This is a genomic window from Amycolatopsis sp. NPDC048633 (assembly GCF_040650695.1).
Lineage (GTDB): Bacteria > Actinomycetota > Actinomycetes > Mycobacteriales > Pseudonocardiaceae > Amycolatopsis.
On sequence record NZ_JBEZHS010000001.1, the window covers coordinates 176744 to 193341 of the forward strand.

Below are 16598 nucleotides of genomic sequence, written 5' to 3' on the forward strand. Positions count from 1 at the left end.
TGGCTACCCTGGTCGGGTGACCCAAGGACCCGAGACACAGCGTCGCACGCTCACGGGCTGGGCGCGGACGGCACCGACCACCGCCGACGTGCTGAGCACCGCAGACGTCGAAGTCATCGCGCGGGCCGTGACCCAGGCCGGCGAGCGCGGTGTCATCGCGCGCGGCCTCGGCCGCTCCTACGGCGACCCGGCGCAGAACGCGGGCGGCCTCGTCATCGACATGACCGCGCTGAACCGGATCCACTCGATCGACCCGGACAGCGCGCTAGTCGACCTCGACGCCGGTGTCAGCCTCGACCAGCTGATGCGTGAGGCGCTGCCGTACGGCCTGTGGGTCCCGGTGCTGCCGGGCACGCGCCAGGTGACCGTCGGCGGCGCGATCGCCAACGACATCCACGGCAAGAACCACCACAGCGCGGGCAGCTTCGGCAACCACGTCGTGTCGATGGACCTCATCACCGCGGACGGCAAGGTCCGCACGCTGACGCCGGAGGGCCCGGACGCCGAGCTGTTCTGGGCGACCGTCGCCGGCATCGGCCTGACCGGGATCATCGTCCGGGCGACGATCCGGATGACCAAGACCGAGACGGCGTACTTCCTCGCCGACAACGAGCGCACGAACAACCTCGACGAGACCCTGGAGCTGGTCAGCAACGGCTCCGACGACAACTACACGTACTCGTCGGCGTGGTTCGACACGATCTCCACCGGCTCGAAGCTGGGCCGCGCCGCGTTCGGCCGCGGCTCGCTGGCGAAGCTGGACGAGCTGCCGCCGAAGCTGCGCGCGAACCCGCTCAAGTTCGACGCCCCGCAGCTCGCGACCCTGCCGGACGTCTTCCCGAACGGCCTCGCGAACAAGCTGACCTTCGGCACGATCGGCGAGCTGTACTACCGGAAGACGCCGAAGGACGCCCGCGGCGTCATCCAGAACCTGACCGCCTTCTACCACCCGCTGGACATGTTCGGCGAGTGGAACCGGGCCTACGGTTCGAAGGGTTTCCTGCAGTACCAGTTCTCGACGCCGCTCAACGCGCACGAGCCGTTGCGGAAGATCGTCAAGAAGATCGCCGAGTCGGGCCACGTGTCCTTCCTCAACGTTTTCAAGCGGATGGGTGAAGGCAACGCGGCGCCGCTGTCGTTCCCGCACCCCGGCTGGATGGTCTGCGTCGACTTCCCGATCAAGAACGGCCTCAGCCGGTTCTGCCAGGAGCTCGACGACGACGTCCTCGAGCTGGGCGGCCGGCTGTACACCGCGAAGGACTCGCGCACCTCGCCCGAGACGTTCGCGAAGATGTACCCGCGCCTCGAAGAGTGGCGCAAGGTGCGCGCCGCCGTTGACCCCGAAGGCGTTTTCGCCTCTGACATGAGCCGGAGGCTCGAGCTGTGATCGACGCTGTTGGCAACCCCCAGTCCCTGCTGCTGCTCGGCGGCACGTCCGACATCGCGCTGGCGATCGCCGAGAAGTACCTCACCGAGAAGCCGCTGCGGGTCGTGCTCGCGGCCCGGCCGTCGCCGCGGCTCGACGCGGCCGCGCAGCGCCTGAAGGACAAGGGCGCCGAGGTCGCGACCGTCGACTTCGACGCGAAGGACCTGGCCTCGCACCCCGGCGTGCTGGACAAGGCGTTCGAGGGCGGCGACATCGACGTCGCGGTGGTGGCGTTCGGCCTGCTCGGCGACCCCGAGGAGCTGTGGCAGGACCACGCGAAGGCCGTCGAGGCGGCGACGGTGAACTACACCGCCGCGGTGTCCGTCGGCGTCGCGCTGTCGGAGAAGCTCAAGGTCCAGGGCCACGGCACGGTCATCGCGCTGTCGTCGGTGGCCGGTGAGCGCGTCCGGCGCTCCAACTTCGTCTACGGCTCGTCCAAGGCCGGTTTCGACGGCTTCTACCTGGGCCTCGGCGAGGCTCTCGCGCCGCACGGCGTGCAGGTGACGGTCGTCCGCTCGGGTCAGGTGCGCACGAAGATGACCGACGGCTTGAAGGACGCTCCCCTGACCCAGAACGCCGACCAGGTCGCCGAGCAGGCCGTGGCGGCCGCCCGCTCGGGCAAGGACCTGATCTGGGCGCCGGCGCCGTTCCGGCTGGTGATGTCGGCGCTGCGGCACGTCCCGCGGCCGATCTTCCGCAAGCTCCCCATCTGACGTCTCCACCCCGGGGTTGAGGCGGGGTTCCATCCGAACCCCGCCCGCACGCCGATGTGCCGTGGTCGTCGTCGAAACAGACTGTCACCATGGCAAACACGACGAGCGACCGCGGCGGGCTGACGGTGCTCCTGCGCGACGTCGCCCTCCCGATGGCCCTGTACTACGTCCTGCGCTCCTTCGACGTCGACGCGCTGTGGGCGCTGCTGGCCGGCGCCGTGCTGCCGGCGCTGCGGACCGGGTACGTCCTGGTGCGGCACCGGCGGGTCGACCCGGTCAGCGCGTTCGTGCTGGCCGTGCTGCTCGTCAACAGCGCGGTGGCGGTGTTCTCCGGCGACGCCCGCCTGCTGCTCGTCCGCAGCGCCTGGCTCACCCTGCCGCTCGGCGTGGTGATGCTGGCGAGCCTGCTCGTCGGCCGGCGGCCGCTCCTGTTCCGGGCGGCGTGCACCTTCCAGTCCGCCCGCGCCGGCGACCTCGAGCGGATGTGGGGCGTTTCGGCGGCGTTCCGGCAGCGGTGGCGTTCGGCGACGCTCTGGTGGGGCGCCGGCTGCGTCCTGCTGGCCTGCGCCGTCGTCGTGATGGCGTTCACGCTGCCGGTGGACATCGTGCCGATCCTCGACACCGCGCTGACGATCGGGACCGTGGTGCTCGGCGTGAAGTTCACGCGGCAGCGGATGGGCATCAACCGGACGGTGGATGCCTGACAGCCGGCTCGACGATGTGCCCGGCGGCGCGGATCCCCGATGCTCAGGAGCATGCTGGTCACGCTGCTCTGCGACATCGCCGCCCCGGTCGGCGGCTACTACCTGCTGCGGGCGTTCGAGGTGGCGCCGATCTGGGCGCTGACGCTCAGCGGCCTGCCCCCGGCGCTGCGGGTGCTGTACCTGGCCGCGCGGCACCGGCGGGTCGACGGCATGGGCGTGTTCGTGCTGGCCATCGTGGCGCTCGGGCTCGCGACGTCCCTGCTGACCGGCGACGCGCGGCTGCAGCTGGTCCGCGGCGCGTGGTTCAGCGTGCTGATCGGGGTGTGGATGCTGGCGAGCCTGCGCATCGGCCGCCGCCCGACGACGTACCAGGCGACGCTGGCGTTGCTGCCGGGCCGGGCTTCGACGCTGGAGGCCCGCTGGGCGGACACGCCGTCGTTCCGGCGGGTGTGGTGGGTGCTGACGGTCGTGTGGGGCGTCGGCGGGCTCTTACACAGCGCGGGGAGCATCGCGATGGCGTACACGCTGCCGGTGGACGTGGTGCCCGGGCTCGACACGGCGTTGTCGATCGGGAGCTTCGTGGTGCTCCAGGTGATCACGCAGGTGCTGCTGGCCCGGGAGGGGACGATGAACCGGATGTTCCGCGGCGGTGATCAGCTGCCGGCCGCGTGAGCGGGCATCAGGTAGAGGTTCTGGGTGCCCATCCACGGCGAGTCGATGCGCCAGGTCGCCAGCGCCGTCGGGGGCGGCGGCCGCCGGGTCGTCGCCAGGATCAGGTCGGGGCTGATCGGGGCCACGCTGTGGTCGAAGTTGTGGAAGTTCGCCTCCAGCAGCGCGCGGCCGAGGTCGCCGCTGCGGCGTTTCGTCTCGGTGATCGCCGGGTCGACCGCGCCGCGGTCGGAGAACTCGTCGACCAGCTCGCAGTCGCAGGCGTACGCCAGCGCGCCGACCTCTCCCGCCGTCTCCACCGTGCGGCCGTGGGCGATCGCGGCCAGCTCCTCGCCGATCTCGCGGTACTCCGTCGTCGAGGCGTGGTTGCTCGTGATCGGGGCGAACTGGCGCGGGAGCCCCGGCACCGCGTACACCGCGACGCTCGCCGCGAGGACTCCGCCGGCCAGCGTCCACGTTCCGCGTCGCACGCGTTCTGGCACCGCGCACGCGCACGCCGCCAGGAAGATCGTCGCGCCGATGATGCTCGGCGCGTAGTACCAGTGGTACGGCGGGACGCCGAGCTGGCTGTACGCCAGGTAGTGCAGGGCTCCCGCGACGGCCAGCGCCGCGAACGGCGTGAGGCGGCGGGCAAGCTCGGAACCGCGGCGGTACTGGACGACCCAGACCACGCCCACCACGGCGGCGAGCAGCAGCGGCAGGAACGACAGCGCGGCTTCGGCCGGGAAGTTCCGCCAGTACAGGAGCGGGCCGTTCGTGAAGCTGAACGGTCCCCACGACTGCTGGCTGATCTTGATGACCAGCGTGTCCGGCACGGCCGAGCCGAGCACGACCCAGCTGAACCCGAACCACGGCAGCGTCACCGCGAGCGCGGCGAAGGCCGTCCGCCAGATGCCGGTCCAGAACTCGCGACGGGCCGCGAAGAGCACCACCGCGATGAGCAACAGGTCGATCCGGACGAGGGCGAGCAGCCCGATCACGACGCCGAGGCGGCCCGCCTTGCGCTCGCCCGCGTAGACCAGCGTCCAGACGACGCCGGCGGCGCCGAGCGCGACCTCCAGCCCGACCGAGGACAGCAGCAGCGGGTTGACCAGCAGCAGCGCGAACGTCACCGGCGCGAACGCGGCTGGCAGCCCGGTGCGCTCGCCCAGCCGGCGCAGGCCGAGGACGAGCAGCACCTGCGCGGCGACGAACACGATCCCGGCGGCCAGCACGGCGTCGCGGACGACGAACGTGACCGCGGCCAGGGCCAGGACGTTCAGCGGGGACGTCGCGGTGTTCGCCGTCCCCTGTTCGACCAGGCCCCAGTGGGCGTGGAAGGCGAGGTTCTTCGCGTAGGACAGCGTGATGTACGTGTCATCGATGAGATGGCTGCTGACCAGGGCGAACACCAGCGCGGAAGCCGCCGCGGCACCCGCCGGCAGCGCCCACGAGCGGGCAAGGGGCAGCGCCGCCGGCAGCGCACGGGCGGCTTGGGGAAGTTCTGCGGAGGCGCTTCGCATCCCGAACACCGTACCCCGCCCGTGATGCTTCTGTGATCTGAGCGAGGTACGGGTGGCTCAGACCACAGCGATCAGATGCCGTTCCCGGAGCCGGAATCGCCCGAGTTGCCGGAGTTGCCACCACCGCGACCGGGGAAGCCGCGGCCGTCCGGGCCCTGGCCGGGGCCGTCGTACTGGCGGTGGATGCCGGGGCGGCCGTCGCGCGGACCGTGACTGGTCGCGGCGGCGATCCCGCCGACGATGCCGCCGCCGATCAGCAGGCCGAGCACGCCGACGCCGACGAGCTGGGTGGCGCGGTGCCCGACGAAACGCCGGAAGCCGCCGGGCTGCCGTGGAGCGGCCTGAGGCGGGCCCCAGGCGCCGTAGGCCTGGCCGGGACCGGGCTGGGAAAGCTGCGGCGTGGGTGGGGCGGGTGGCGGCTGCTGACCGTGGACGGCGGTCCCCTCGGCCGTCGGCAAGGCGTTCCCGGCCGGGGCCTGGGCCGCGGTGGGCACCGCCTGAGTCGCAGGCTCGCTCTGCCCTGGCGCAGCGGCCGCCGGCTGCTGCGTGGTCGGCTGGTCAGCCGCGCCGGCCTGGGCCGTGGGCTGCTCGACGGTCGGCTGGTCGGCCCCCTCCGGGGCCTTCTCCTCGCGCGGCTGGTCGTTCATCGTGGCTCCCCTGGTCACGGGGACGGGCCAGTGCCCGCCCCCACCACTTCAGGGTGCGCCGCTCAGCTGTGCGTCACCTGAAACGAACCTGTCGATCCGCCATGAGTCACAGGTAGAACGACAGGAACAGCGTGGCCACCCAGGTCGCCCCGAGCACCTGCAGCACGCGGTCCTTGAGCGCGATCTCCTCGGGCTCGCCCGCGATGCCGCCGTCGACGTCCACCGCGTACCGCAGCACCGCCACCACGAAGGGCACCATCGAGATGAGCGCCCAGACCGAGTTGTGCTCGGTCTGCCGGATCTCGAAGGCCCACAGGCAGTACGACATGATCAGGATCGCCGCCGACGTCGCCCAGACGAACCGCAGGTAGCTGGCCGAATACTTCTTCAGCGACGAGCGGATCTTGGCGCCGGTGCGCTCGAACAGCATGATCTCCGCGTAGCGCTTGCCCGCGACCATGAACAGCGAGCCGAACGCCGTGACCAGCAGGAACCACTGCGAGAGCGCGAGGCCGCCCGCGACACCACCGGCGATCGAGCGCATCAGGAAGCCCGAGCCGACGATGGCCAGGTCGACCACCGGCTGGTGCTTCAGGCCGAAGCAGTAGCCGAGCTGGACGGCCTCGTAGACGCCCAGCACGATCGCCAGCTGCCAGCTGGCGAAGAACGACACGCCGAGACCGGCCAGGAAGAACACGACCGCGGCCCCGTACGCGACGGGGACCGGCACGATCCCGGCCGCGATCGGCCGGTTCCGCTTGGTCGGGTGCGCCCGGTCGGCCTCGACGTCGACGGCGTCGTTGATGAGGTAGACCGAGCTCGCCACCAGCGAGAACGCCACGAAGGCGACGATCGCGTCGAGCAGGAGGCCCGTGCGGTCCGTCGACTTCGAGAAGGCGAAGAACGGGGCCGCGAAGACCAGCACGTTCTTGACCCACTGGCGCGGCCGCGCCGTCTTGATGACGCCGCCGACCAGGCCGAACGGCCCGCGGGCGGCAGTCGCCGTCGTCGTCTCCGCCGTCACCGGGGTCTCCGGTGCCTCAGGAGTCACGGCCGCTTCGTCGCTGTTGCGCTGCTCGGTCGTCTCGCTCATGGGTTCTTCTTCAGCTTCCGTCGTATCAGACCACCGACGAGCCCCCCGAGGGCCGCACCGGCCAGAACGTCTGTCGGATAGTGAACGCCGAGCACGAGCCGCGAGGCGAGCATCGGCGGTACCAGGGCGGGCACCAGGTTACGCCCGGTCAATCCGGAGTAGAGCACCGCCGCCGCCGTCGTGGACGTCGCGTGCGACGACGGGAAGCTCAGCTTGCTCGGCGTGCCGACCAGTACCTCGACGCTCGGGTGGTCCGGTCGGGGCCGCCTGACCACGCGTTTCACCGCGATCGAGGCCGCGTGCGCACCGACCACACCGGCCGAAGCGACCAGCCAGTCCTTGCGTCGCTTCTTGTCGACCACGGCACCGATCAGGCCGATGCCGAACCAGCCGATCGCGTGCTCGCCGAAGTGCGACATGCCGCGCGCGGCTTTCACCGAAACGTCACTCCTCAGAAAGCCCTGCGCCTTCGAGAGGACAGCGACCTCGCCCGTCGGGGCGCCCTTCTCAAGCATCGAGGGACCCGTCGAGCGGCGCGCCGTCGGTCAGGTGCGGGGCGATCTTGTTGTCGAACGCCGACAGCGCCGACCCGATGGCCATGTGCATGTCGAGGTACTTGTAGGTGCCGAGCCGGCCGCCGAACAGCACGTTGCGCTCGCGCGCCTCGGTCTTCGCCAGCTCGCGGTAGGCCTCGAGCTTCTCGCGGTTCTCCGGGGTGTTGATCGGGTAGTACGGCTCGTCCTCTTCCTTCGCGAAGCGCGAGTACTCCCGGAAGATGACCGTCTTGTCCTTGGGGTAGTCCCGCTCCGGGTGGAAGTGCCGGAACTCGATGATGCGGGTGTAGGGCACTTCCTGGTCGTTGTAGTTGACGACCGAGGTGCCCTGGAAGTCACCGGTCTCCGCGACCTCGGACTCGAAGTCGACGGTGCGCCAGGTGAACCGGCCCGCCGAGTAGCCGAAGTAGCGGTCCAGCGGCCCGGTGTAGACGGTCGGGGTGCCCGCCGGGATGTGCTCGCGCACGTCGAAGTAGTCGACGTTCAGCCGGATCTCGATGTTCTCGTGCTCGGCCATCTTCTCGAGCCACGCGGTGTACCCGTTGACGGGCAGGCCCTCGTAGGTGTCGTTGAAGTACCGGTTGTCGAAGTTGTAGCGGACCGGCAGGCGCGTGATGATGTTCTCGCCCAGGTTCTTGGGGTCGTTCTCCCACTGCTTCGCGGTGTACCCGCGGATGAACGCCTCGTAGAGGGGACGGCCGACCAGCGAGATCGCCTTCTCCTCGAGGTTCTGCGCGGCGCCGGTCTCGAACTCCGACGACTGCTTGGCGATGAGCTCGCGGGCCTCGTCCGGCGTGTGGGACTTGCCGAAGAACTGGTTGATCAGGCCCAGGTTCATCGGGAACGAGTAGACCTGGTCCTTGACCCGCGCGAACACCCGGTGCTGGTAGTTCGTGAACTCGGTGAAGCGGTTCACGTACTCCCAGACGCGCTTGTTCGAGGTGTGGAACAGGTGCGCGCCGTACTTGTGCACCTCGATCCCGGTCTCCGGGTCCGCCTCCGAGTACGCGTTGCCGCCGAGGTGGCTGCGCCGCTCGAGGATGAGGACCTTCTTGCCCAGCTCGGTCGCGGCCCGTTCGGCGACGGTCAGACCGAAGAAACCGGACCCGACGATGACGAGGTCGTAACCTGCGAAATCGTCTTCAGTAATCTGTGCGGGGTTCGTGTGCGCGCTCACGGGCGTCGAGGGTACGGGGGTCGCTGACCCGGCTCGCATCCGACTATCACATTTCGGCCTACGACACACCTGGAAAGCAGTGCCTGCACCCGAGGACTTCTGGAGCTACTTCACCGCCGTGGCCACCTATCTGGCCGTGCTGGCGGTGCCTGGCGGCGTCGTGGGCTGGGCCGCCGGCGTCCGCGGCTGGGCTCTGGCCGGGCTCGCGCCGCTGCTCAGCTACGCCATCACCGGCCTGGCCGGCCCCTGGCTGGCGATCGTGCACGTGCCGTACGGCCCGCTGAGCGTCGCCGCGTGCACCTTGCTGCTCGCCGGCGTGCTCCACGGCCTGCGCCGGCTCTCGATCGCGCGGGGCTGGATGACGCCGGGGGCCGAGGAGCCGCCGCACCCGTGGACGCGCCGCGCCCACCTGGCCGTGGGGGCCTGCGTCGCGATCGCCACCGCCGTGTCGATCGCCGTCGTGGTCACCGGCCGCGGCGGGACGACCGCGGTGTTCCAGCGCTGGGACACCGTCTTCCACGCGAACGGCATCCGGTACATCGCCGAGACCGGCGATGGCTCCCTGACCGGCATGGGCACCATCAACTGGTACCCGGACGGGTCCTTCTACCCGAACGCGTACCACCTGGTCGGCGCCCTGGTCTACCAGCTGTCGGGGACGTCGGTCCCGGTCACGCTCAACGCCGTCACGATGCCGATCGCCGGGCTGTTCGCGCTGGCCATGGTCGCGCTGGTGCGCCAGCTCGGCGGCCGCGCGGTGTTCGCCGGCAGCGCGGCGCTGGTCGCGGGCGGCGCGACGACCGGGGCGTACGAGTCGGTGTCGAGCGGCCTGCTGCCGTTCGCGCTCGGCATCGTGCTGACGCCGCTGGCGGTGGTCGCGCTGCAGCGGTTCGTCGTGCGGCCGGGCGTCGACACGGGCGCGGTGCTGGCGCTGAGCGCCACCGGCCTGCTCGCCGCGCACTCGAGCGCGCTGTTCGGGGCGATCCTGTTCGCGTTCCCGGTGGTGGTGCAGCGCTGGTACCGGGCATTGCGCCGACGCCGGATCGACGGCGTTCCCGACGGGCGGGCCGCGTGGCGGGTGGCCGGCGGCGACGTCCTGCGGATGGTGCCGGTGATGGTGGCGACCGGGCTGCTGGCCGCGCCGATGATCCTCGGCGCGATCAGTTTCACGTCCGGGGCGTACCCGTACCACGCGTGGGGCTCGCACATGCCGGTGTGGAAAGCACTGGCGATGCTGGTGACCTTCAAGCAGGTGCTGCCGGTGCCGCAGATCTGGCTGACGGTGTTCCTGGCCCTCGGCGTGTTCACGCTGCCGCGGCTGCGGCGGATGCGCTGGGCGGTGCTCTCGGCGCTCGCGCTGTCGGCGCTCTTCGTGGTCGTCGCGTGCTTCGGCGGCGAAGACTGGGTGATCGCCCTGTCGCGGCCCTGGTGGAACGACCGGTTCCGGCTGATGGCGCTGGCGGCGATCCCGATGTGCCTGCTCGCCGCGCACGGGATGAGCGAGGCCCAGCAGTGGCTGGCGAAGGTCGCGAGCGGACGCGCCTGGGTGCGGGCGCGGCCGTGGCTGACCGGCCGGGTCGGGCTGGCCACGGCGGTGCTGCTGGTCGTCGCGATGGGCGTGCTGACCGGCGGGTTCTACCGCGCGGCCAACGCCAAGACGGTGTCGCTGCTGTACTACAACGGCCTGCCCGGCGAGACCGTCCCGCCGGTCAGCCAGGACGAGATCGACGCGATGGACCACCTCGGCACGCTGGGGATCCCCGCCGACCAGAAGGTGCTCAACGACCGCATGGACGGCACGGCGTGGATGTACGCGCTCACCGGCGTGCACCCGGTGGCCGGCCACTACGACGCGGGCATCGCACCCCCGGACGCGCTCTACCTGGCGTTGCACTTCGGCGACTACGACAGCGACCCGCGGGTCCGCGCGGCCACCCAGCGGCTCAACGTGCACTACGTGCTGGTCGGCAGCGGCACGATCCGCCGGGACACCCCGATCGCGCCCGGCCTGCAGCACCTGGACGGCCACGACTTCGTGCACGAGGTCTACCGGAACCCGGGAGCCGTGATCTACCGGATCGTGAAGTAGCCCGGGCAAGACAAAGCCCTCGTGGCCGCGGCGCCCCGTGCCGCGGCCACGAGGGCCCTCCGTCCCCCAACCACCCCCGGGGTGATCTCTGACGTCTGCAGTGATGGACGCCCGAGGGACGGCAATCGGTTTCCCGGCGGCCCGGATGTCACCCGTTCGGACTAGCGTGGAGTTCCGGGAGGACGTCGCTCGCCACCTGCTCCAGCACCGCTTCGCGGCCTTCGTACGGCGACGACGACCGCGGCCAGTGGGCGATGACGTCGGTGAAGCCCAGCTCCCCCGCACGGCCTGCCGCGTCGCGGAACGCCTCCACGCTGCTCAGTGAGAACACCGGGGACGCGTCCAGGCTCAGGTGCCGCTGGATGCTCGCCCGCTCGCGGCCCACCGCGTCCAGCCGCTGGTCGAAGACCTCCGTGAGCTGCTTGATGCCGCCCCACCACTCGTCCTCGGTCGCGCCGCCCTTGCCCGTCGTGACCCAGCCCGCGCCGAAACGCGCCGCCAGGGTCATCGTGCGGGGGCCGTTCGCCGCGACCACGAACGGCAGCCGGGGGCGCTGGACCGTGCCCGGCAGGTTGCGGGCCTCGCGGGCCCGGTAGTACTCGCCGTCGAAGTCGAACTTGTCCGTCATGAGCAGCCCGTCGAGCGCCTCGACGAACTCGGTGAACCGGTCCGCGCGCTGCTTGGCCGACAGCTGCGGCGCGTCCAGCACCTTGCTGTCGTAGTACTGGTGGTCGACGCCCGCGCCGACCCCCAGGACGAACCGGCCGTCCGAGATGTCGTCCAGGGTGGTCAGCTCCCGCGTGAACGGCACCGGGTGCCGCGCGACCGGGGAGGCCACGAACGTGCCCAGCCGGATGCGGGACGTCACCATCGCCGCGGCGGTCAGGGTCGGGACCGCGGAGAACCACGGGCCGTCGACCAGGTTGCGCCAGCCCAGGTGGTCGTACGTCCACGCGTGGTCGAAGCCGTATTCCTCGGCGGCGCGCCACTTCGGCTCGGCGGCCCACCAACGATCTTCCGGGAGAATCACGATGCCTACTCGCACAATGCCGGACCGTATCGGTAACCACCGACAATCGCTCGGATGGGGACGAGGCCACCCGGACGTGTCAGGGACAATGGCGGGGTGGAGAGACCTCAGTTGATCGCGTCCGACGTCGACGGCACCCTGCTCGGCCCCTCCGAATCCCTCAGTGCCCGCACCATCGCGACCGTCCGCCGGGCGATCGAGGCGGGCGTGCCGTTCGTGCTGGCCAGCGGCCGGCCGCCGCGCTGGATCGCGCCCGTGGCCAAGCCGCTCGAGCTGACCGGGTACGCCGTGTGCGCGAACGGCGCCGTCCTGTACGACTGCGGCCGCGAAGAGGTCGTCGCGGTGCACGGCCTCCTGCGGCCCGAACTGCTCCAGGACATCGCGCACGCGCTCGACAAGGCGCTGCCCGGCTGCCGGCTGGCCGCCGAACGCGTCAGCACCGGCGCCGACCACGAGATGCGCAGCTTCGTGATCGAGCCGAAGTACCACAACCCGTGGGGCGACGGCGAAGGCCGCACCGCGCCGCGCGCCGAGGTGCTCGGGCACGCGGCCATCAAGCTGCTGGTCAGCCACCGCGGGATGTCGTCCGAGGAGATGTCCGACGCGGTGAACGCGCTGTTCGAGCGCGAGGTCGACGTCACCTACTCGTCGTCGGGCGGCCTGGTGGAGCTGTCCGCGCACGGGATCACGAAGGCGACCGGTCTCGCCGACGTCGCCGAGCGGCTGGGCGCCGAGCGCGAGCGGGTGATCGCCTTCGGCGACATGCCCAACGACGTCGAGATGCTGCGCTGGGCCGGCCACGGGGTCGCGATGGAGAACGGGCACCGCGCGGTGCTCGCGGTGGCCGACGAGGTCACCGGCCCGGCCGGCGAGGACGGCGTCGCGCAGGTCCTCGAGCGCTGGTTCTAGCCGTCCTGCGGGGGTCCGGGTCGCGGAGCCCCGGCCCGGGGCGACGCCCCGGATGTCACTGCCGGTCGAGCTCGGCGGCTTCCTCCGGGGTCGGCGCGGTCCCGCCCAGGTGGGCGGGCAGCCACCAGCGTTCCTCGTCGGACGCGGGCTGGTCCGGGTAGCCGGCCTGGGCGCGGTCGACGAGCGCGCTCATCCGGTCGCGCAGGTCCTTCGTCACGACGTCCCAGTCGTCGCCCTTCGCCGGGTGCATCGGCTCGCCGATGAGGATCGAGATCGGCACGTGCCGGCGGGTCAGGTCCTTCGGCCGGCCCTTCGTCCAGAGCCGCTGGGTGCCCCACAGCGCCATCGGCACGACCGGGACGTTCGCCGCCGCGGCCATCCGGACGGCGCCGGACTTGATCTCCTTGACGGTGAACGACCGGCTGATGGTGGCTTCGGGGAAGACGCCGACGACCTCGCCGTCCTTCAGCTTGCCGAGGGCCTCGCGGTAGGAGGCGACGCCGGCGGAGCGGTCGACGGAGATGTGGTGCATCCCGCGCATCAGCGGCCCGGCGATCCGGTTGTCGAAGATCTCCTTCTTCGCCATGAACCGCGTCAGCCGCTTGGCCGGGCGCGCGCCGAGGCCGCAGAAGATGAAGTCGAGGTAGCTCACGTGGTTGCACGCGATGACCGCGCCGCCGCGGCGCGGGATGTGCTCCGCGCCCTCGATCCGGATGCGGTTGTCCAGTACCCGGAACATCGTCCGGGCCGCTCCGATCACGGGCGGGTACACCAGGTCAGCCATCGTGCCAGGTTACGGGACCGTAGGTTCCTGGCGGCCGTTCGAGCGGGGAAGAACACAAAGCATGACCGCGAGCAGGATCGTGAACAGCGCGACGGACTGGTGCTTGATGCCCTCGATGCCGTCGCCGAGGGCCGCGGCGCCGAACTGCGTCACGGAGACGGCGAACAGGAACGCCAGCACGACGCCCAGCGGGCCACGCCGCTGCGTCCACGCTCTGACCAGCACGAACAGCCAGATCGGGACCAGTGCGAACAGGCCGAGCGGACTGATCAGGCCGGTCAGCCACGACACCACCGGCACCCGGTACTCCTGCGCGTTCGGCGCGAAGCCCGCGTCCTGGTCGAAGCTGCCGAGGTAGCCCGGGCGCGCCGTGAGCTGGTCGGTCGCGGCCCGGTTCAGCACCTCCAACGTCCGGGCGGGATGGCCCGCGAAGTAAGCGACGACGTTCCCGCGCGTCATCTGGTCGCGGTACCGCGCGTAGAGCGGGTCCATGGTCGCCGGGTGGGGGTGCCACCAGCCGTTGCCCGCGTACTGGGCGAACGTCGGCGGCAGCCCGAGCTCGGCCAGGTCGGCCTGGGTGTCGTGCCGCCCGTCGACGATGTTCAGGAAGATCGAGTTGAAGACGTTGATCTCGCGCGAGTCGTCGCCGGGCAGCTCGGCGAGCGTGCCGTCGGGCGCGACGGCCGGCTCGACGCTCTGCTGCGCGGACAGTGTGGCGGCGCCGAGAGCACCGACGACCAGCACCGCCGCCGCCCACCGCTTCGGCCCGCGCAGCGTGCCCGGCCGGACGAGGAGCACCGCGAGCGCGAGGATCGGCAGGATCGTCAGCGTCTGGACCTTGGCGTTGACCGCCAGGACACCGCCGGCGAGCGTCACCGCCATGCCCGCGTAGCTCCACCAGCCTTCGCGCGCGGTCAGCAGCAAGCCGCCGACGACCAGCAGCAAACCGAGGAAGGCCGCGCCTTCGCCGAGTATTGCGGCGAAGTACCCGAAGAACGCCGAGTCGGCGACGACCAGCAGCAGCCCGGCCGCCACGGCCAGCCGCGCGCGGGAGGAGTACGGCAGGCCGAGCACGATCGCGGCGATCGCCGCCGCGGCGATGACGCTGCTCAGCAGGCCCAGCACGACCAGGCCGAGCGTCCCGGGCAGGCCGACCAGGCGGCCGATCCGGACGGCCAGGTCCGCGAGCCAGCTCTGCGTGAGCAGGTACGTCGGCCGGCACGGCGGCACGCCCGGCGCGGGCGTGTAGGCGAGGTGCACGAACGGCTCGGGCAGGCCCTTCCAGGTGATCCCGGCGCCGCACAGCACGCGGCCGCCGTCGCCGTTGTTGGACATCGCGACCGGGCGCGGCACCAGGAACCGCAGCACGAACAGCGCGAGCGACGTCCCGAAGACCCCGATCCCGAGCTTCGCTTCGGCACCGAGCCGGCGTTTCGGGACCTCGAGCTTCACGAAGGACAGGGTACGTAGCGGAAGTCCGGATCCTTGTCGAGGTCCGTGACCACGGACTTCGCCTGCTCCGCGCGGGGGTACACGGAGACCCAGTAGGGCGTGCCGACGCGGCGGAACGTGGCGACCTCGTACCGGCCCGCGTAGACCGGGTCGATCGCGCAGTGCTGGCGGTCGGCGTAGCCGCTGTCGGCGGGCACGGCGACGGTCGGGCGGCGGCCGTTGACGACGTAGTCGTAGTCGGTCGCGACGCCGCCGACGTGCCGCCCCTCGCGGGCGATGTGGTCGTCCGTGCGGCCGAGGACGTCGATGATGAGCAGCTGCCCGCCGTGGGCCGCGAGCGCGCCGGGCGCGGCGGCGCTGACGACCGACCCAGGCGGCAGGTACCGGCCGAGCCAGCCGCCGATCTCGCTCAGCTCGGTGCCGTGCGCGCGCCAGTCGCGCACGCGGTCGAGCATCTCCGGGCTGAACACCGAGACGAGCACCGCGATGCCGGCGAGCCCGCAGGCGGTCACCGGGACGAGCCGCGTCGCGGCGGGCCACGCCCTCGGCCGCGGCGACGGCTTCGCCTCGACGTCGACGGTGAGCACGCCGTACGCACTGACGGCCGCCACGGCGATCAGCGGCGGCAGCGGGGCCAGCAGCCGCCACGACGGACCCGGGTCGCCACCGATCAGCACCGCGGCCGCGGCGAGCGCGACGGCCGTCGCGAACAGCAGCCAGATCAGGGCGCGCGCCTCGACGGCTGTGCCCACCTGAGCTGTGACATCCGGGGCTTCGCCCCGCGCCGGGGGCTCCGCCACCCGGAACCCCCGAAACGCGGGTTCGGTGACAACCGGGGCTTCGCCCCGGGCCGGGGGCTCCGCCACCCGGAACCCCCGAAACGCGGGTTCGGTGCGACGCAGCAGGAGCGCGACCGCTGCAACCAGCCCGAGCAGCAGGAAACCCTGGTGCGCCAAGGCGAACCCGGACAGGTACGGCCAGCCGGTGGCGACCTGCGAGCTGAACGACCCGCCGAGCTTCGCGGCCAGCGGCGCCGGGACGTAGTGCTGGTAGAACGTCGCGCGCCAGGCCAGCCGCGGGATCAGGAACACCAGCGCGCCGAGCGCGTACCCCACCGGAGCCCACCAGCTGTGCTTCTTCTTCAGCGCGGCGCCGGCCAGCCAGAAGCCGCCCAGCACCGCAATCACCAGCCCCTCCGGGCTCGTCATCACGGCGAAGGCGACGAGCACGCCGGCGACCACCGGGCGGCGGGCCGCGAGCGAGTAGCAGACGGCGAGGAGCAGGAGCACGAACAGCGGGACCTCGGAGCCGGACGGCCCGTAGACGGCGAGGCCGCCGGCGCTCGCGGTGAGCACCGCGGCGGCGACGCCGATCGCCGGCCGCGGCTGCGTGTCGGCTCCCGCAACGATCCGGTTCACCAGGAAATAGGAAACGAGTACGCAGCCGAGCGCGGCGACAACGCCGAACACGACGGCGGTGGTCTGCACGTCGGCGCCGAACGCGGCCCGCGGCAGGGCGATCAGCACCAGCCAGAGGAAGTTCGTATAGCCCTCGACGCGTTCACCGGGGTTGAAGACCGGGCCGGTTCCGTCGGCGATGTTCTGCGCATAACGGAACGAAACGAGCGCGTCCTCGGTGACGGTCGCGAACAGCAACTGGTGCAGCAGGGAAAGGCCGAGGGTGAGCGTGAGGACGAAGCCGCGCCAGCCGCGGTCGGTGTCAAGCCGTCCCCAGGTCAGCACCACGATCGCGGCGAGGACCAGCCACGCCACCACGACCGCGTAGACCACCCGGCCCCCTCGTGAAGATCGCTCCGCCCGGCGTCAGTCAAGCAGGGAAACGCACCGGT

At 71.4% G+C, this 16598-nt stretch carries 15 protein-coding genes; 6 read left to right on the plus strand and 9 right to left on the minus strand.

Annotation, left to right across the window (positions count from 1 at the left end):
- Positions 1-16: 16 nt before the first annotated feature.
- From AB0C38_RS00970 to AB0C38_RS00985, 4 genes are all read left to right on the plus strand, one after another.
- Positions 17-1387: an FAD-binding oxidoreductase gene (locus tag AB0C38_RS00970; RefSeq protein ID WP_360664468.1), complete on the plus strand. Its 1371-nt coding sequence runs from the start codon at positions 17-19 to the stop codon at positions 1385-1387.
- Positions 1384-2139 (plus strand): decaprenylphospho-beta-D-erythro-pentofuranosid-2-ulose 2-reductase, encoded by a 756-nt coding sequence (locus tag AB0C38_RS00975; protein ID WP_360664471.1) that lies wholly within the window; start codon positions 1384-1386, stop codon positions 2137-2139. The genes AB0C38_RS00970 and AB0C38_RS00975 overlap by 4 nt, the downstream gene beginning before the upstream one ends.
- Before the next feature lie 89 nt (positions 2140-2228).
- On the plus strand, positions 2229-2843 hold the full coding sequence (locus tag AB0C38_RS00980) for a VC0807 family protein (protein WP_360664474.1): 615 nt from the start codon (positions 2229-2231) through the stop codon (positions 2841-2843).
- A gap of 39 nt (positions 2844-2882) precedes the next feature.
- A complete protein-coding gene (locus AB0C38_RS00985; RefSeq protein ID WP_360664477.1) occupies positions 2883-3515 on the plus strand; it encodes a VC0807 family protein in 633 nt (210 codons plus the stop codon).
- On the opposite strand, the gene AB0C38_RS00990 is transcribed toward AB0C38_RS00985, so the two are convergent.
- The 5 genes from AB0C38_RS00990 to glf all read right to left on the minus strand — a co-directional run bounded on the left by AB0C38_RS00990 (position 3497) and on the right by glf (position 8485).
- A complete protein-coding gene (locus AB0C38_RS00990) occupies positions 3497-5014 on the minus strand; it encodes a hypothetical protein (RefSeq protein ID WP_360664478.1) in 1518 nt (505 codons plus the stop codon). The genes AB0C38_RS00985 and AB0C38_RS00990 overlap by 19 nt on opposite strands.
- Positions 5015-5085: 71 nt before the next feature.
- Positions 5086-5661 carry a hypothetical protein gene (locus tag AB0C38_RS00995; RefSeq protein WP_360664481.1) on the minus strand — a complete coding sequence of 192 codons (576 nt, stop codon included), beginning with the start codon at positions 5659-5661 and terminating at the stop codon, positions 5086-5088.
- A 106-nt stretch (positions 5662-5767) separates the two neighbouring features.
- Positions 5768-6754 (minus strand): decaprenyl-phosphate phosphoribosyltransferase, encoded by a 987-nt coding sequence (locus AB0C38_RS01000; RefSeq protein WP_360664484.1) that lies wholly within the window; start codon positions 6752-6754, stop codon positions 5768-5770.
- A complete protein-coding gene (locus tag AB0C38_RS01005; protein WP_360664487.1) occupies positions 6751-7269 on the minus strand; it encodes a phosphatase PAP2 family protein in 519 nt (172 codons plus the stop codon). Before AB0C38_RS01005 ends, AB0C38_RS01000 begins: the two co-directional genes overlap by 4 nt.
- Entirely contained in the window at positions 7262-8485 is a 1224-nt protein-coding gene (gene glf / locus AB0C38_RS01010; protein ID WP_360664490.1) for a UDP-galactopyranose mutase, read from the minus strand. Before glf ends, AB0C38_RS01005 begins: the two co-directional genes overlap by 8 nt.
- 79 nt (positions 8486-8564) lie before the next feature.
- Here glf and AB0C38_RS01015 point away from each other — a divergent pair, with 79 nt between their 5' ends.
- Positions 8565-10574 carry a DUF6541 family protein gene (locus tag AB0C38_RS01015; protein ID WP_360664493.1) on the plus strand — a complete coding sequence of 670 codons (2010 nt, stop codon included), beginning with the start codon at positions 8565-8567 and terminating at the stop codon, positions 10572-10574.
- A gap of 148 nt (positions 10575-10722) precedes the next feature.
- Here the strand turns inward: AB0C38_RS01015 and AB0C38_RS01020 are convergent, their stop codons facing one another.
- A complete protein-coding gene (locus AB0C38_RS01020) occupies positions 10723-11619 on the minus strand; it encodes an LLM class flavin-dependent oxidoreductase (RefSeq protein WP_360664496.1) in 897 nt (298 codons plus the stop codon).
- A 96-nt stretch (positions 11620-11715) separates the two neighbouring features.
- On the opposite strand from AB0C38_RS01020, the gene AB0C38_RS01025 reads away from it, so the two are divergent.
- Positions 11716-12513 carry an HAD family hydrolase gene (locus AB0C38_RS01025; RefSeq protein WP_360667410.1) on the plus strand — a complete coding sequence of 266 codons (798 nt, stop codon included), beginning with the start codon at positions 11716-11718 and terminating at the stop codon, positions 12511-12513.
- 55 nt (positions 12514-12568) lie between these two features.
- Here the strand turns inward: AB0C38_RS01025 and AB0C38_RS01030 are convergent, their stop codons facing one another.
- The 3 genes from AB0C38_RS01030 to AB0C38_RS01040 are packed head-to-tail and all read right to left on the minus strand — an operon-like array spanning position 12569 to position 16539.
- Complete coding sequence (locus AB0C38_RS01030; RefSeq protein WP_360664499.1) at positions 12569-13297, minus strand: lysophospholipid acyltransferase family protein; 729 nt, start codon at positions 13295-13297, stop codon at positions 12569-12571.
- Positions 13298-13306: 9 nt separating this feature from the next.
- Positions 13307-14749 carry a hypothetical protein gene (locus tag AB0C38_RS01035; RefSeq protein WP_360664502.1) on the minus strand — a complete coding sequence of 481 codons (1443 nt, stop codon included), beginning with the start codon at positions 14747-14749 and terminating at the stop codon, positions 13307-13309.
- On the minus strand, positions 14746-16539 hold the full coding sequence (locus tag AB0C38_RS01040; RefSeq protein WP_360664505.1) for a hypothetical protein: 1794 nt from the start codon (positions 16537-16539) through the stop codon (positions 14746-14748). The genes AB0C38_RS01035 and AB0C38_RS01040 overlap by 4 nt, the downstream gene beginning before the upstream one ends.
- Between the last annotated feature and the right edge of the window lie 59 nt (positions 16540-16598).

Bases quoted from the DNA above. Each gene is read 5' to 3' on its own strand.
- AB0C38_RS00980 (WP_360664474.1), top strand. From the start codon at position 2,229: ATGGCAAACACGACGAGCGACCGCGGCGGGCTGACGGTGCTCCTGCGC.
- AB0C38_RS00985 (WP_360664477.1), top strand. From the start codon at position 2,883: ATGCTCAGGAGCATGCTGGTCACGCTGCTCTGCGACATCGCCGCCCCG.
- AB0C38_RS00990 (WP_360664478.1), bottom strand. From the start codon at position 5,014: ATGCGAAGCGCCTCCGCAGAACTTCCCCAAGCCGCCCGTGCGCTGCCG.
- AB0C38_RS00995 (WP_360664481.1), bottom strand. From the start codon at position 5,661: ATGAACGACCAGCCGCGCGAGGAGAAGGCCCCGGAGGGGGCCGACCAG.
- AB0C38_RS01000 (WP_360664484.1), bottom strand. From the start codon at position 6,754: ATGAGCGAGACGACCGAGCAGCGCAACAGCGACGAAGCGGCCGTGACT.
- AB0C38_RS01005 (WP_360664487.1), bottom strand. From the start codon at position 7,269: ATGCTTGAGAAGGGCGCCCCGACGGGCGAGGTCGCTGTCCTCTCGAAG.
- AB0C38_RS01030 (WP_360664499.1), bottom strand. From the start codon at position 13,297: ATGGCTGACCTGGTGTACCCGCCCGTGATCGGAGCGGCCCGGACGATG.